Source organism: Intrasporangium chromatireducens Q5-1 (assembly GCF_000576575.1).
Lineage (GTDB): Bacteria > Actinomycetota > Actinomycetes > Actinomycetales > Dermatophilaceae > Intrasporangium_A > Intrasporangium_A chromatireducens.
Genome location: NZ_AWQS01000102.1, coordinates 1 through 14,401, shown reverse-complemented (window position 1 = coordinate 14,401; position 14,401 = coordinate 1). Strand labels below are relative to the sequence as shown.

At 71.0% G+C, this 14,401-nt stretch carries 14 protein-coding genes; 7 read left to right on the top strand and 7 right to left on the bottom strand.

The features are described 5' to 3' along the window. Both N864_RS12680 and N864_RS12675 read left to right on the top strand, forming a co-directional pair. On the top strand, window positions 1–833 hold an 833-nt coding region (locus N864_RS12680; protein WP_034717264.1), incomplete at its 5' end, for a DUF4097 family beta strand repeat-containing protein. Continuing rightward, window positions 830–1,090 carry a hypothetical protein gene (locus N864_RS12675; RefSeq protein ID WP_034717262.1) on the top strand — a complete coding sequence of 87 codons (261 nt, stop codon included), beginning with the start codon at window positions 830–832 and terminating at the stop codon, window positions 1,088–1,090. The genes N864_RS12680 and N864_RS12675, both read left to right, overlap by 4 nt. A gap of 69 nt (window positions 1,091–1,159) precedes the next feature. On the opposite strand, the gene N864_RS24695 is transcribed toward N864_RS12675, so the two are convergent. Then, window positions 1,160–2,014 carry a phosphatase PAP2 family protein gene (locus N864_RS24695; protein ID WP_034717260.1) on the bottom strand — a complete coding sequence of 285 codons (855 nt, stop codon included), beginning with the start codon at window positions 2,012–2,014 and terminating at the stop codon, window positions 1,160–1,162. A gap of 33 nt (window positions 2,015–2,047) precedes the next feature. Here N864_RS24695 and N864_RS24690 point away from each other — a divergent pair, with 33 nt between their 5' ends. After that, on the top strand, window positions 2,048–2,635 hold the full coding sequence (locus tag N864_RS24690; protein ID WP_034717258.1) for a DNA-3-methyladenine glycosylase I: 588 nt from the start codon (window positions 2,048–2,050) through the stop codon (window positions 2,633–2,635). Between the two features lie 34 nt (window positions 2,636–2,669). Here N864_RS24690 and N864_RS12660 read toward each other — a convergent pair whose 3' ends face one another. The 3 genes from N864_RS12660 to N864_RS12650 all read right to left on the bottom strand — a co-directional run bounded on the left by N864_RS12660 (window position 2,670) and on the right by N864_RS12650 (window position 6,270). Continuing rightward, complete coding sequence (locus tag N864_RS12660; RefSeq protein ID WP_034717255.1) at window positions 2,670–3,971, bottom strand: TrpB-like pyridoxal phosphate-dependent enzyme; 1,302 nt, start codon at window positions 3,969–3,971, stop codon at window positions 2,670–2,672. A 69-nt stretch (window positions 3,972–4,040) separates the two neighbouring features. Beyond that, the gene (locus tag N864_RS12655) at window positions 4,041–5,585 is read right to left on the bottom strand and encodes a phytoene desaturase family protein (RefSeq protein WP_034717253.1); all 1,545 of its coding nucleotides are present in this window, start codon (window positions 5,583–5,585) and stop codon (window positions 4,041–4,043) included. An 88-nt stretch (window positions 5,586–5,673) separates the two neighbouring features. Next, the gene (locus N864_RS12650) at window positions 5,674–6,270 is read right to left on the bottom strand and encodes a dihydrofolate reductase family protein (RefSeq protein ID WP_034717250.1); all 597 of its coding nucleotides are present in this window, start codon (window positions 6,268–6,270) and stop codon (window positions 5,674–5,676) included. Between the two features lie 110 nt (window positions 6,271–6,380). Here N864_RS12650 and N864_RS12645 point away from each other — a divergent pair, with 110 nt between their 5' ends. The 3 genes from N864_RS12645 (at window position 6,381) to N864_RS23680 (ending at window position 10,731) form a co-directional block, all read left to right on the top strand. After that, a complete protein-coding gene (locus N864_RS12645) occupies window positions 6,381–6,896 on the top strand; it encodes a PH domain-containing protein (RefSeq protein WP_034717249.1) in 516 nt (171 codons plus the stop codon). A gap of 38 nt (window positions 6,897–6,934) precedes the next feature. Further along, window positions 6,935–8,689: an AMP-binding protein gene (locus N864_RS12640; protein ID WP_034717247.1), complete on the top strand. Its 1,755-nt coding sequence runs from the start codon at window positions 6,935–6,937 to the stop codon at window positions 8,687–8,689. 503 nt (window positions 8,690–9,192) lie between these two features. Further along, window positions 9,193–10,731: an HNH endonuclease signature motif containing protein gene (locus N864_RS23680; RefSeq protein ID WP_051518534.1), complete on the top strand. Its 1,539-nt coding sequence runs from the start codon at window positions 9,193–9,195 to the stop codon at window positions 10,729–10,731. Window positions 10,732–10,780: 49 nt separating this feature from the next. On the opposite strand, the gene N864_RS12630 is transcribed toward N864_RS23680, so the two are convergent. Further along, window positions 10,781–12,502, bottom strand: a complete 1,722-nt coding sequence (locus N864_RS12630; RefSeq protein ID WP_081793778.1) for a metallophosphoesterase family protein — start codon at window positions 12,500–12,502, stop codon at window positions 10,781–10,783. A 61-nt stretch (window positions 12,503–12,563) separates the two neighbouring features. Between N864_RS12630 and N864_RS12625 the strand changes: the two genes are divergently transcribed. Next, window positions 12,564–12,842 carry a hypothetical protein gene (locus N864_RS12625; protein ID WP_034717245.1) on the top strand — a complete coding sequence of 93 codons (279 nt, stop codon included), beginning with the start codon at window positions 12,564–12,566 and terminating at the stop codon, window positions 12,840–12,842. 42 nt (window positions 12,843–12,884) lie between these two features. Here the strand turns inward: N864_RS12625 and N864_RS12620 are convergent, their stop codons facing one another. Continuing rightward, window positions 12,885–13,574: a DUF6498-containing protein gene (locus N864_RS12620; RefSeq protein ID WP_034717243.1), complete on the bottom strand. Its 690-nt coding sequence runs from the start codon at window positions 13,572–13,574 to the stop codon at window positions 12,885–12,887. Window positions 13,575–13,670: 96 nt separating this feature from the next. Continuing rightward, window positions 13,671–14,294, bottom strand: coding sequence for a proteasome activator (locus N864_RS12615; RefSeq protein ID WP_034717241.1), 624 nt, complete (start codon window positions 14,292–14,294; stop codon window positions 13,671–13,673). Window positions 14,295–14,401 lie beyond the last annotated feature (107 nt).

Sequence of the window (14,401 nt, the reverse complement as noted above, 5' to 3'; positions counted from 1 at the left end):
CCCCCGGCCCGATCCGCCTGACCGTCGAGCTGCTCGCCGGTGACGTCACCGTCCGGGCGACCGAGACCGACACGACCTCCGTCCGGCTCACCCCCCGAGGGCGGGGCGGCGAGGAGCTCGCCGAGCGGTTCACGATCGAGCAGCGCGGCGACGAGGTCGTCGTGCTCGCACCGAAGCGTGACTCGATCTTCAGCTTCGGCAAGGGCTCCGTCGACGTCGAGGTGACCCTGCCACAGCGCAGCATCCTCGATGCCCGGACCGGGTCAGGTGACATCGACGTCACCGGCATCATGGACCGGGCCCGCGCCGGCACCGGCTCCGGCGACGTGACGCTCGACGAGTTCGCCGGCGGCGAGCTCAAGTCCGGCTCGGGCGACATCTCCGCCCGCGTCGTTCGCGGCGACCTGGCCCTCAAGACCGGCTCGGGCGACGTCAAGGTCGACACGAGCAGCGCCCGCATCGAGCTGGTGTCCGGCTCCGGTGACGTCACCGTGCGCCGCGCCGAGGGGCCGCTGAAGGCCAAGACCGGCTCCGGGGACCTCGTCGTCGTCGCCTCGTCCGCGGACCTCGACCTGATGACGGGCACCGGTGACGTCAAGCTCCTCGCCGTCCACGCCGGCGAGGTCCGCGCCAAGACCGGCACCGGCGACGTCGTCGTCGCCATCGCCGGTGGGGTCGCCACCTATCTCGACCTCAACACCGTCACCGGTGACGTCGACGTCGACCTCGACGAGGCGGCCGGCCCCGACGGTGCCGAGTCCACTGCATCGCTGCACGTCCAGTCCGGCAGCGGCGACATCCACGTCAAGAGAGCACAGGTGAGCCTGTCATGAACACCTCCACGATGGTCCCCTTCCCCGACGCCCTCGCCCGGCAGCTGATCGCGGAGCGCGCCACCGAGCGGACCCGCCGCTACCCGGTCCGCCGTCACACCCGCACCGCGCACCTGCTGCGCCGGCTCGCGCAGCGCTTCGACCCGATCCCGGAGGTGAGCAGCACGCCGGCACGGACCGTCCATGTCGACCGGAACGCCCGCCAGCCGCGCCCGTGGAGCGCCGTCCGGCGCGAGCCGCGCGCCACGCGGCACTGAGCCCAGCGGCATACGGCCCGCGTCGAGCGTCCTCGACGCGGGCCTCGCTGCGGGCCCGCATGGCGGAGCTCAGGAAGTGCGCCGAGCCGCGCGACGCAGGGTCACGAGCAGGCGATGGGCGGTGATGACCGCCAGGGCCCAGGCGAGGCCGATGGCCCAGCCCGCGATGACGTCAGTGAGCCAGTGGTGGCCCAGGAAGACCCGGCTGAGGCCCATCAGCACGACGAAGACCGCGCCGACCGAGACCGTGACGACCCGCTGCCACGCCGCAGTGGTCCCCAGCAGGATGAGATAGACCGCCACCGTCGTCAGCACCGTCGCGTTCAGCGTGTGACCGCTCGGGAAGGACGGGGTGGACTCGTACGGTGGGACGGCGAAGGCCAGTGGCGGTCGGGCTCGCCCGATCAGGTCCTTGCCCACGACCGTCATGAGGAGCGAGCCGGCCGCGGCCACGACCATGATGACGACCGGCGTCCAGGCCCGTTGGAGGACGGCGAGCGTCACGACCACGAGCGTCGCCAGGATGGGCATGCCCACCCCCCCGCCGAGGTCGGTGAAGAGGGTGACGGCCTGGTCGAGGCCGGGGCTGCGCCAGTGGAGGGCGAGGTCGAGGGCCGGCTGGTCGAGGGCCGCCACGCCGTCGTGACCGACGACCGCCTCGTAGACCTCGTGGCTGACGTCGACGAGTGCGAGCGCAAGCGACAGCGAGACACCGGCGAAGAGGATGAAGGCGAGGTTCGCCGCCGACCAGGCGATCGTGCGGTCGGCCGCCGGTCGCCAGCGCTCCGGGAGGCGAGCGGCGATCGCGACCGCGAAGGTGCCGACCACGTGGACCACCCACCGGCCGAGGCGGGTCGGCCAGCCCGCGACGTCTCGGGAGCCGATCGACTCGCTCCGCTGGGGTGGCGTCACAGGTTCGGGCACCCGCCCAGTGTGGCGCACCCTAGGCTGACCGACGTGACGGTGATCGGCGGGGACGGGCTGGCGCGGCCCGAGTGGGCGGCGAGCGACCCCCTCCTGATGGAGTACTACGACACCGAGTGGGGCTTGCCGGTGCGTGACGAGCACGGCGTCTACGAACGGATCTGCCTCGAGGGCTTCCAGTCGGGCCTGTCCTGGGCGACGATCCTGCGCAAGCGGCCGGCGTTCCGTGAGGTCTTCGCCGACTTCGACCCGGACGTCGTGGCCGGGTTCGGCGCGGCGGAGGTCGAGCGGCTCATGGCCGATGCGCGCATCGTCCGGAACCGGCGCAAGATCGAGGCGACGATCCAGAACGCGCGCGCCACGATCGGGCTGCGGCCAGAGGGCGGGCTGGCCCAGCTCGTCTGGTCGTTCCAGCCGGTCGAGACCCCCCAGCCCCGGGACCACTCGGAGGTGCCGACGGTGTCACCCGAGTCGGTGGCCCTGTCGAAGGCTCTGCGCGCCAAGGGCTTTGCCTTCGTCGGGCCGACGACGATGTTCGCCCTCATGGAGGCCATCGGCATGGTGGACACGCACCTCGTGACGAGCCACCGGCGCGGCAGCTCGGGCGTCTGGCCCGCCTGAGTCACTGTCTCCGCACCTCTGCGGAAAGGTGCAGTCAGAGGAAGGACTCGTAGGCGGGCAGGTCGAGGACGCCGTTGCCGGACAGCCCGATGACGATCGTCTCGTCCGTCGTCGCTGCGCGGGCGTGGGCGATGGCACCCGCGACCGCGTGGGTCGACTCGGGCGCCGGGATGATCCCCTCGGCCCGGGCGAACTCGATCCCCGCCGCGAAGGCGTCCTCCTGCTCGACCGCGATCGCGTCGAGCAGCCCGAGCTCCCGCGCGTGCGACACCATCGGCGACATGCCGTGGTAGCGCAGCCCACCCGCGTGGATCGGCGGCGGCACGAAGTCGGCGCCGAGCGTGTGCATCTTGAGCAGCGGGGTGAGCCCGGCGACGTCCCCGAAGTCGTAGCGGTACTCGCCCTGGGTCAGCGACGGGCACGCTGCCGGCTCGCAGGCGACGATCCGCGCTGTCGCCCCGTCGCGCAGGTTGCGGCCGATGAACGGGAAGGACAGCCCGGCCAGGTTCGAGCCGCCGCCCGCACAGCCGAAGACGACGTCGGCGCTCTCACCGAGGGCGTCGAGCTGCTCGAGTGCCTCGATGCCGATGACCGACTGGTGGAGCATGACGTGGTTGAGCACGCTGCCGAGCGCGTAGTGCGCCTCCGGGTCACCCGCCGCGACCTCGACCGCCTCGGAGATCGCCATGCCGAGCGACCCGGTGGTGTGCGGGTCCTTGGCGAGCAGGGCCCGGCCGGACTCCGTGAGGTCCGACGGCGACGGGTGGCAGGTGGCGCCATACGTCTCCATCTGCATGCGGCGGTACGGCTTCGAGTCGAAGGACGCGCGCACCTGCCACACCTCGCACTCGAGGCCGAGCAGCGAGCACGCGAATGCGAGCGATGCGCCCCACTGGCCGGCACCGGTCTCGGTCGTGAGCTTCCGCGTGCCCTCGATCGCGTTGTAATAGGCCTGCGCGACAGCGGTGTTCGGCTTGTGCGACCCCGCCGGGCTGACACCCTCGTACTTGTAGTAGATCCTGGCCGGCGTGCCGAGGGCGCGCTCGAGGCGAAGCGCCCGCACGAGGGGAGCCGGCCGCCACAGCGCATAGATCTCGCGCACGGTCTGCGGGATCTCGACCCAGCGCTCGGTCGAGACCTCCTGCTCGATGAGCGCCATCGGGAAGAGCGGCGCGAGGTCGGCCGGCCCGAGCGGCTCGCGCGTGCCCGGGTGCAGGGCCGGCGGCACGGGCTCGGGCAGATCGGCCGCGAGGTTGTACCAGTGCGTCGGCACGCTCGAGGGGACGACGGCACCGGTCGGCTCGGTGAGTGGCGGTCGGGACGTGACCTCGGTCATGGGCTGGCCTCTCTCGCAGGGGTTCTGCGCGGACCATAACCGCGGGTGACGCCGTGGCGCGCTCCCGTCTTACCTGTCGAGGACCGCTCGCGCGGCGTTGTGCCCCGGTATGCCGCTCACCCCGCCGCCGCGGCGTGCGCCGGCTCCCGCGATGGTGACGTTGTCGTACGGGGTCTCGACGCCCCAGGTGCCGACCTCGGCCGGGGTCTCGGCCCAGGGCCACTGGAGGGAGCGGTGGAAGATGTTGCCACCGGGCAGGCCGACCGCCTCCTCGAGGTCGACCGGTGTCTTGGCCTCGATGCACGGGTTGCCGTCGCCGTCCCGGGCCAGGACGTCCGAGATCGGTTCGGCCAGAACGGTGTCGAGCGAGCGGAGGGTCGCCTCGAGGGCCTTCTGGCGGGTGGCGTCGTTGTCGTCCCGGAAGAGCCGGGCAGGCATGTGCAGGCCGAAGAGGGTGAGGGTCTGCGCGTCGGTGTCCGCGAGCGTGGGCCCGAGGATCGAGCGGTCGCTCAGGGTGTGGCAGTAGATCTCGCAGGGCGGCAGGTCGGGGACCCGGCCCGACTCGGCCTGGGCATGGGCGTCCTCGAGCTGCCGGTAGCCCTCGTTGATGTGGAAGGTGCCGGCGAACGCAGCGGCCGGGTCGGCGCTCGTGTCGCGCAGCCTCGGCAGGCGGGTGAGCAGGAGGTTGACCTTGAGCTGCGCGCCCTCGACGTCGTCCTCGGTCGGGACGGGGTCGGCACCGGCCGCCGCGAGGAGGCGGTTGAGGGTGGCCGGGGCGCAGGCCGCGTGGATCGTGTCGGCCGTGGCCTGGCCGCCGGCCCACCGGACCTCGCCCGTGGCCGGGTCGACGTGGCTGACGGCGGCACCGGTGGCGATCTCGGCGCGGGCCGCGACCGCGGCCTTGGCGAGCGACTGCGTCACCGCGCCCATGCCGCCCACCGGGACGTCCCAGTCGCCTGTGCCGCCGCCGATCAGGTGGTAGAGGAAGCAGATGTTCTGCCGGAGGTCGGTGGAGTGCAGGGAGGCGAAGGTGCCGATGAGGGCATCGGTGCCGATGACGCCGCGGACCGTGTCGTCCGTGACGAGCTCCTCGAGGAGCGCTGCCAGCGGCCGGGTGGTCAAGGCGTCGAAGAGCTCGCCCTCGCCGACGAGCTCGCGGACGGCATCGCGCGACTGGAGCGGCTCGAGGACCGTCGGGAAGAGCCGCTCGGCAAGCGATCCCATGCGTCCGTAGAAGGCCCGCCATGCGGCATACGCGTCGGCGCTGCCGGTGACGGCGCGGAACCGGGCGGCCGTCGCCTGCTCGTCACCGGTGTCGACGAGCAGGCCGAGCGAGGGGTCGGACGGCACCGGGGTGTAGGACGAGTAGCGCCGCCGCACCAGGCGCACGTCGAGGTCGAGGTCGGTGATGACCTGCTTCGGGAGGAGGGAGACGAGGTAGGAGTAGCGCGACAGGCGTGCGTCGACACCCGGGAAGGCCTGGGCCGAGACGGCAGCGCCGCCGACGTGGCCGGCCTGCTCGAGGACGAGGACCCGACGACCGGCGCGGGCCAGGTAGGCGGCGGCGGTCAGACCGTTGTGGCCGGCCCCGATGATCACGTCGTCGTAGCGCATGGCGACACCCTAGGTCGCCCCCCGCCCCTCCCGTCGAGCGGGCACTACCCGTCCGTCGAGCGGGCACTACCTGTCCGTCGAGCGGGCACTACGTGTCGGTCGAGCGGGCGCCTCGGACGGCATAGCGGTGCATCGTCACGCCGTCCTCGAAGGACTGCTGCTCGAGGAGGTCGAGCTCGACCTGCGGGGTCGGCTCGTCGAAGAGGGGACGGCCCCGGCCGAGGATGACCGGGTGGGTGAAGAGCAGCAGCTCGTCGAGCAGGTTCGCCTGCAGCAGCTGGGTGGCGAGCGTCGCGCCGCCGACGCCGATGTCGCCGTCGCCATCGGCGCGCAGCCGCGCGAGCTGTTCGATGGCGTCGCTGCCGCCGATGACCCGGGTGTTGTGATCGGCGCTGTGCCGGGTGCGCGACACGAGAACCTTCGGCTTCGACGTCCAGATCCGGCCGTACTCGCGCAGGTAGTCAGGCAGTGACTCGTCGTCACGAGCGTCCGGCCAGAAGGGGTCCATGATCTCGTAGACCTTGCGGCCCTGGATCATGAGCGCCAGCGCCGCGGCGCGCGCGTTGAACTCACGGTGCAGCGACTCCCCGATGCGCACCCACTCGCCGCCGCCGTCCTCGCCGGGTGCCGCCTCGATGCGGAGATCGAGCGAGACGTTCATCCAGTAGACGAAGCGACCTGGCATGGGACTCCTTGGTCCGTCGTGGTGGGCCCCACGCTACCGGGCCGGCTTTGAGGAGGCGCCGAAAGCCGGGTGAGCGGCATACGGCATCGCTTTTCAATAGGGTTGCGAGCGTGGGATTCCCGGAGAACGTCCTGGCGCGCGGCGAGAAGGTCGAGAAGAGCCTGCACCCGCACTGGCTCACCGTCGCACTGCCCACCGTGGTCGCCGTCATGCTGCTCGCGATCGGCGTCGCCGTGGCGGTCCTCACTCCCGACGACCGGACCGGCAACACCATCCAGTGGGTCGTCGTTGCGATCATCGTGCTGGCGGCGATCCCGCTCGTCCTCGTCCCCTTCCTGCGGTGGCGCACGACCCACTACGTCATCACGAGCCACCGGGTCATGGTCCGGCGCGGGATCCTCACCAAGTCGGGCAAGGACATCACCCTGTCGAAGATCACCGACGTCTCCTTCGAACAGACGCTGCTCGACCGGATCATCAACGCCGGCTCCCTGCGGATCGAGTCGGCCGGTGACAGCCCCGACGAGATGCTGCGCAACATCCCGCACAGCAATGTCGCCCAGCAACTGATCAACCGGCTCATCGACGAGGACGACCTCCGGCGTCGCCGCGCCGTCGACGACTGAACGCTTGACGGACAGGCGGATGGTGAGAAGGTCGGAGCATGACTGAGGCCACGACGACCGCCACTGACGCGACACCCGCCTACCGCTCCGCTCGCGACTCCCTCCTCGCCCTCCGCGACGACTACGACGCCGCGGTCCGCGACTTCCGGTTCCCCGACGTCGGCGACCGGTTCAACTGGGCGATCGACTGGTTCGACAGCTTTGCCCGGGGCAACGACAAGCCCGGTCTCGTCATCGTCGAGCAGGACGAGTCGGTCGGGCAGTGGACCTTCGACGAGCTGGCTCGCCGCTCGGACCAGGTCGCCGCGTGGCTCGCGGGGCGGGGCATCGGCAGGGGCGACTCCGTCATCGTCATGCTCGGCAACCAGGTCGAGCTGTGGGAGACGATGCTCGGCGTCATGAAGCTCGGCGCCGTGATCATGCCGACCACCACGGCGGCCGGTCCCGGTGACCTCGTCGACCGGATGGAGCGCGGCGCGGCCCGCGCTGTCGTCACCAATCCCGGCGAGACCTACAAGTTCGACGACATCGAGGGCGACTACCTCCGCATCGCGGTCGACCGGGGCGTGGAGGTGCCGGAGGGCTGGGAGGCCTACTCAGCGGCATACAAAACGGAGGCGAAGCCCGCCGAGCACCCGGGGACCGCTCCGAACGACCGGCTGCTCCTCTACTTCACGTCCGGCACGACGAGCCGGCCGAAGCTGGTCGAGCACACCCAGGTGTCCTACCCCGTCGGCCACATGTCGACGATGTACTGGCTCGGGCTCAAGCCGGGCGACGTCCACCTCAACATCTCGAGCCCGGGCTGGGCCAAGCACGCGTGGTCGTGCTTCTTCGCTCCATGGATCGCCGAGGCGACCGTGTTCATGTACAACTACGCGCGGTTCGAGCCCGAGGCGCTGCTGCGCGTGCTGCGCACCCACGACGTCACCTCGCTGTGTGCGCCCCCGACGGTGTGGCGGATGCTCATCAACGCCGACCTGTCCGGTGGCCCGGGCAGGCTCCGCGAGGTGATCGCTGCGGGGGAGCCGCTCAACCCCGAGGTCATCACTCAGGTCAGCAAGGCGTGGGGCCTGACGATCCGGGACGGCTACGGGCAGACGGAGACGACGGCCCAGGCGGGCAACACCCCCGGACAGCCGGTCAAGCCCGGCTCCATGGGACGGCCGCTGCCCGGCGTTCCGGTCGTGCTCGTCGACGCGCTGACCGGCGAGCGGGCGGTCGCGGGGGAGGACGGCGTCACCGAGGGGGAGATCTGCCTCGACCTGGCTGCGCACCCACTGCCGCTGATGACCGGCTACCAGGGCGACGAGAAGCGCAACGCCGACGCGATGGCCGGCGGTTTCTACCACACCGGCGATGTTGCGACGATGGATGCGCAGGGCTACATCACCTATGTCGGGCGCACCGACGACGTCTTCAAGGCGAGCGACTACAAGATCAGCCCGTTCGAGGTGGAGTCGATCCTCATCGAGCACGTCGCCGTGGCCGAGGCCGCCGTCGTGCCGACCCCTGACCCGGTCCGTCTGGCCGTGCCGAAGGCCTACATCGCTTTGGCCCCGGGATTCGAGCCGGGCGCGGACGTCGCGCGCTCGATCCTCGCGCACGCCCGCGAGAAGCTGCAGCCGTGGCAGCGGGTCCGGCGCATCGAGTTCTTCGAGCTGCCCAAGACGATCTCGGGCAAGATCCGCCGGGTCGAGCTGCGGGGTCGGGAGGTCGAGCTCGACGCGGCCGGCGACGAGCGGCCCGAGCTCGAGTGGCGCGACGACCAGTTCCCCGACCTCAAGGGCTGAGTTGGGGGCTAAGGGGTCCTGCCACGTCGAGTGAGCGCAAACACCGGTTCTCACCTGTCGAGTGAGCACAAATGGCGGTTGTCACCCGTCGAGTGAGCGCGAACTCCGGTTTATCGGCGATCCGTGAGTTCGCGGGCGAAGGTGTGCGGTCCTGACGTATTCCACAAACAAAGTGGCTCAAACCGTTGCCAACTCCTCGAATCTGTGTTCTAATGGCTGGAGGAGGTAGCCATGGCGACGGAGCCCATCACAGCGCAGCTGGACTGCTCCTCCATGGCCGCCCCCAGCGCCCCCTCGGTGGCCATGCCTGCCGTGTCGACCTGCTGCACCCGCCGCAGCGGGGCGCCCGATCCTCGCTCGAGCGCTGGTGCCAGGTGGGCGTCGAGTCAGTGCGGCAACACGAGCGGAAGGCCGAGCCGCGACTACGCGCTGTGGCCCCCTTGGTCGAGGCACTGACGCGGGCGACAGTTGATCCGCCATCAGCGGAGTCTTTGCAGGCTGCCATGGACGCCGAGCTGCGGGTCGTCGAGGCGGTCGAGCGCGCGAAGGCCGCCCTCGACGCGCAGGCGCTGGATGCCTTGGCCCGGATGCAGTCACTGGCCGAGGCGATGGTCGCCGCCGGTCCCGTGGAGGCTCGTGCGGTGCCCGTGTGCTCTGAGGAGCTGGTCGCCCTTGAGGTCGCGACCGCGACGGGACTCTCTCAGCGGGAGGTCGCGGTCCGCGCCGAGCTGGCCACTGGGCCCGCAGGCCGGTTCGGACGGCTGCGCGAGCTGCTCGCCGAGGGCAGCGTTTCACTGCGCCGCGCGTGTCAGGTCGTGGAGGAGACGCGCCACCTTGAGCACGACGCGGTGCAGGGGCTGGTCGAGTCGGTCTTCATGCCGACCCGGGACGGCGCTGGTCTGTCCGCGGACCTTTTCCGACAGCGGCTGCGTCGAGCGGTCCTGCGCGCCGACGCCGACGCAGCCACCGCTGCTGCGCGGCGTCGGGCTGCCCGCAAGCGCAACGGTGCGCACGCCCAGATCTTCGATGACGGCACCGGTCAGCTCACGATTCGCAACGACGCAGACAAGATTGCTGCGGCGATCGACCGGGCGGACGCCGCAGCACGGGCCGCGAGGGCGGCGGGCGACCCTCGGAGCCTCGACCAGCTGCGTGCCGACTTCCTCACCGGGGCGGCGAGCTATGGCCAGCCCTGCCCGCCCGGCGGCTGCTGTGGCGCCGAAGGCGGCGCCCCTCACGCCCCAATGTCAGCGACAGGACCCGGGACGCCGACCTCCGGCCCTGGCCACCGGGCAGCCGGCCCGTGCCACCGGGCAGCCGGTACCGGCAGCCAGGCAACCGGCCATGAGCATCACGGCGTTGACGACGGACCAGAGGCGCGCCCTTGCGGCTTTGCCCCTGACTGGTACGCCAGTTTCGGGCACCGACCGGCCGCCAAGGTGTGGATCGTCGTGCCGGTCACGACCGCGCTGGGTCTCGACGACGAGCCCTGTGAGCTGCCGGGACACGGCTGGGTGGCAGCGGAGCAGGCCCGCGCGATCATCACCGCCGACGGCTCGATCTGGCAGACGATGCTGGCCGACCTCGACACGGGCGCCGCACTTCGCCTCTCCCGCGCCGGCTATCGGCCCACGGCCGCGATGACCGAGCATGTGGTCGCTGTCGACGGCGTCTGTCGAGGGCCGGGCTGTACAGTCCCGGCGTCGCGCTGCGATCTCGACCATGACGTCCCCTATCCGCATGGGCCCACGGACGTCGCGAACCTGACCGCGAAGCACCGCCAGCACCACCGCATCCGCACCGCCGGCTTCTGGCGCGCTGTCCGCGATCCGCTCGATGCCCGAGTCACCTGGCGCACGAGTGCCGGCCGCCGTTACGTCACCTACCCGATGGACTGGCTCGAGGGCGTGCGCCCCAGTCGCAGGTTCGGTGGCTACGACTACAACCCCGAGCCGAGCACCCGCCGTTACGGCCCGCACCCGCACCCTGACCACGGCAGACCGCAACCGCCTGGCGCCGCGCCCGAGCCGCCACCGTTCTGAGCGGCCACTGGCCACTCCGCTCTCCGCCTCCCCGGATGAACGCCGGCCGTCAGGGACGGCCCGTCCCCGTCGCCAACCCGGTTTCGGAGCCTGTCGCCAAGCCCGTGGCCCGGCCCGTTGGAATGGTGGTGGTGGTCGCCGGGGCCTGGGTCCCGGGGGCCGCCGCCCCCTCGGGTAGTGGCGCAATGTTGCGGGTCGTCGTCGGCTCGATCCGGCTGCATGTCCGCGCCGGCTGGTTCGCGTCCCCAGCAGACGGCTGGCGCTGCTGCTTGTCGCTCGGCGGCTGGATCGTCGGGTCGATGGTCGTGCCGTTGATGACCTGGATCGAGTCGTACGCCGGCCGGCCCTCGAGCAGGTTGCGGTAGCTGTACCGGGTCAGCTGCGTGAGGTTGCAGCTCGAGCCGAACGTGACGATGTCGAACGCGTAAGGCTGCCCGGTGAGCTCGGCAGCCTCGCCCGTCGTGTAGTGGGAGAAGAGCCCGCCTCCGGTGAAGGTGCCGACCTGGATCCGGTTGCCCTTCAGGTCTGCCGAGTGGATGTGTCCGTTGACGAGGATGCGGGCGCGATCGACGCCGGTGGCGGCATACGGTTCGTGCGTGACGACGATGTCCGGCTCCGGTTCGGTCGCCATGGTCCGATTGAAGGCGTCGACCGCAGGTGCCTCCTTCGCCTTCGGGTCCTTGTTGTCGTCGCCGAACCATCGCGGATCGTTGAAGCCGGCGATCCGGAGGCCATGGAAGCTGAGCTCGTGGTAGTTCCCCTGCGGCCCCTGCAGGAGCACGACGTTGGGGATCTTGCGCAGCCGTTCGAGCAGCGCCCGGTCCGTCGGCGACGACTGGTCGTGGTTGCCCGACACGAAGATGTAGGGCACGCCCAGCGACTCGATGCTCTTGAACAGGCCTGAGGTCTCGGCCTCCTCGATGCGGCCGAAGTTGATGAGATCGCCGGAGTCGATGACGGCGTCGATCTGCTCCTCATTGATGATCGAGCGCAGCAGGGAGTACTGGTTCGCGCCGTGGATGTCGGACACGAGCAGGAACCGCGCCGCGACCGGCTTGCTCAGCTCGCCGGGGACGAACTTGGCTTGCAGCGCCTGGGAGACGGCGAGCAGGTTGCGGACGTAGGGCGTCACCGCGGCGGCCCGAGCCTCGAGGCCGGTGAGCATGCCGGTGTTGCGCTGGACGAGCCCGAGCACACCCGTGGTGGTGAAGGACTGGAACCGGTTCGGCTGGTAGGTCAGCGCGGTGCTGGCCCCCGTCGCGACACAGGTGACGGCGAGCGCGGAGGCAACCAGCCCGAGGTAGGGCGCCTGTGGCCGTCGCCGGATCGCGTAGTGGATCGCCGTCGTCAGGGCGAGGGCCACGATGAGGGCGCCGGCGACGAACCGCAGCCCGACCCCGATGACGGCCGAGCGGATCGCGTCCGAGATCTGGGCGTCGGTCGGCTGCAGGGAGTCGACGGACACGTCCGGGCGAGTCAGCAGCCCGGTGATCTCCTCGCGCACCGACACTGCGACGTCGAGGCCCGGCGCGACGAGCGGGGAGACGAACTGCAGGTCGACGTCGCCGACGATGGTGGGCGCGTGGAGCACCGGGTCGTGCCGGGGGATGACGTCGAGCCGCAGCACCGCCCGGTAGTGGTCCGTCTCGACGACGGTCGGCGCGAGGTTCGTGGCCGCCACGCCACCGAGGTAGCAGATCACGAGCACCGCGAGCCAGCGCCCGAGCATCTCCGCCCGGCGCATCCACACTCGGCGACTCGTGCTGGCCATCGCCCTCACTCTATGTGCCGCCCTGCGACGACCCACGGAGTGCTTTGGCACAATCGCCCGCATGTGGATCGTCGCCCTGGTCGTCGCGGCCGTGCTGCTGACCCTCTCGACCCGTCAGCTGGTCCTGGCGAACCCGCGGTCGCCGCTGCCCTGGATGGGCCGCCCCGAGCAGGAGCCCGGCAGCACGCTGCTGCTTCGCCTCGGCGGGGCGTTCGCGGGCCTCGTCGGCGGTGTCCTCACCCCGACGCACCTGCTCACGTGGTTCTTTGTCGGCATCGTCATCGCGTTCGTGCCGACCGTCGTGCTGCAGGCCCGGCACAACGCAAGCGTCCACGGCTGAGCGGGAGCACGCTCAGCGCCATACGGCATGGTCGTATGCCGCTCAGCTGGCTTGCGCGGCGACGCGCGGCGCCGCTGGCGAGGGGGCCGCAAGACGCCGCTCGCCGAGAATGTCGACGACGACCTGCGTCGCGACGTCGACCACGGTGCGGAAGGCAATGAGTGCGAGACCGGCCCTGACCTGGTCGTCCGGCAGCAGGGTCATGGTCATCGCGCCCACCAGGGTGCCGGCCATCAGCGGGAGGCAGCGGGGGATGGCGGGCACGACCGCCATGATCGGGGAGACGACGTCCCGCTGCCCGCGGAAGAACCATTGGTAGGCAAGGGAGTACGTCGTGCTGAGCAGGATCGCGCCGACGATGACGACATACTGCACGACGCCTCCGGTCAGCCCCATCGATCCCGCAATGACGGCCGCCCACACCCCCATGACGAGGGACCAGATGCCGAAGAAGACGGAAGCGAAGAGCGGCGCGAACCGGCGCAGGTCCCGCGAGCCAGCCCGGGACGTCAGCGCCCGGATGACCGACCAGCCGAAGATGACGACCGACTCGATCCAGTAGACGAGCACGACGTCGCCGAGGGTGATCTGGCGGGTGGCGAGCGCCACGAACGGCAGCAGGTTGCTGCAGACGGCAAGGGTGATCCCGAGGGTGCGCGCGAGTGGACGCGGGAGGCGGGCCACGAGCGCCTCGAGGATGGGCACGCCGATGAGCCGGAGCAGCACGTTCACCCGGCCACCCTAGGTGAACAGCCGCCGCTGGAGCGTCCACGGAGCAGCCGGGGACCTCAGTGGTGACGAGTCGGGTGCGGAGTCAGCGACCGTGAGTCAGAGGTACTGTCCCGTCGGGCCGCCCTCGTGCGGAGCGGTCGGCATGCCGGGGTGCACACCCGGAGGCTGGCCGTAGGACGAACCGGGCCGACCCTGCGGTCCCTGGGGGAGGGCACGCATCTGGGCGAGCTGCTGCTGGGCCGCCATCTGCTGAGCCACGAGCGCGGTCTGGATGCCGTGGAAGAGGCCCTCGAGCCACCCGACGAGCTGGGCCTGGGCGATCCGGAGCTCGGGGTCGCTCGGCGACTCGTCACGGAACGGCGAGGCGATCCGGTCGAGCTCCTCGACGAGCTCGGGAGCGAGGCCGTCCTTGAGCTCTTCGAGCGACTGGTGGTGGATCTCGGCGAGCCGCCGGCGGCCGGCCTCGTCGAGGGGCGCGCTGCGGACCTCCTCGAGGAGCTGCTTGATCATCGAGCCGATGCGCATGACCTTGGCCGGCTCCTCGACGAGGTCGGCGGGGTTGGTGCGCTCCCGCTCCGTCTCACCGTCCGCGGAGCCGGTGCTGGCGCCGGAGTCGGCGACGCCCATGCCTTCGGGGGTCACCACGACGATGCGCGGTTCCTGCTTGGTCCCGGTGCTCTCGTCGTCCGGGCCCTGGGGCTGCGTCTGGTCGTCACTCATGTCACTCATCCTGCCGCACCTCCTACCCGCCCCCGTCCGGAGGTATGCGTGCCGGCCGCAGCCTCCCGCACCGTCGAAGGCCACCAACCGACGAAGGGCCACCAACC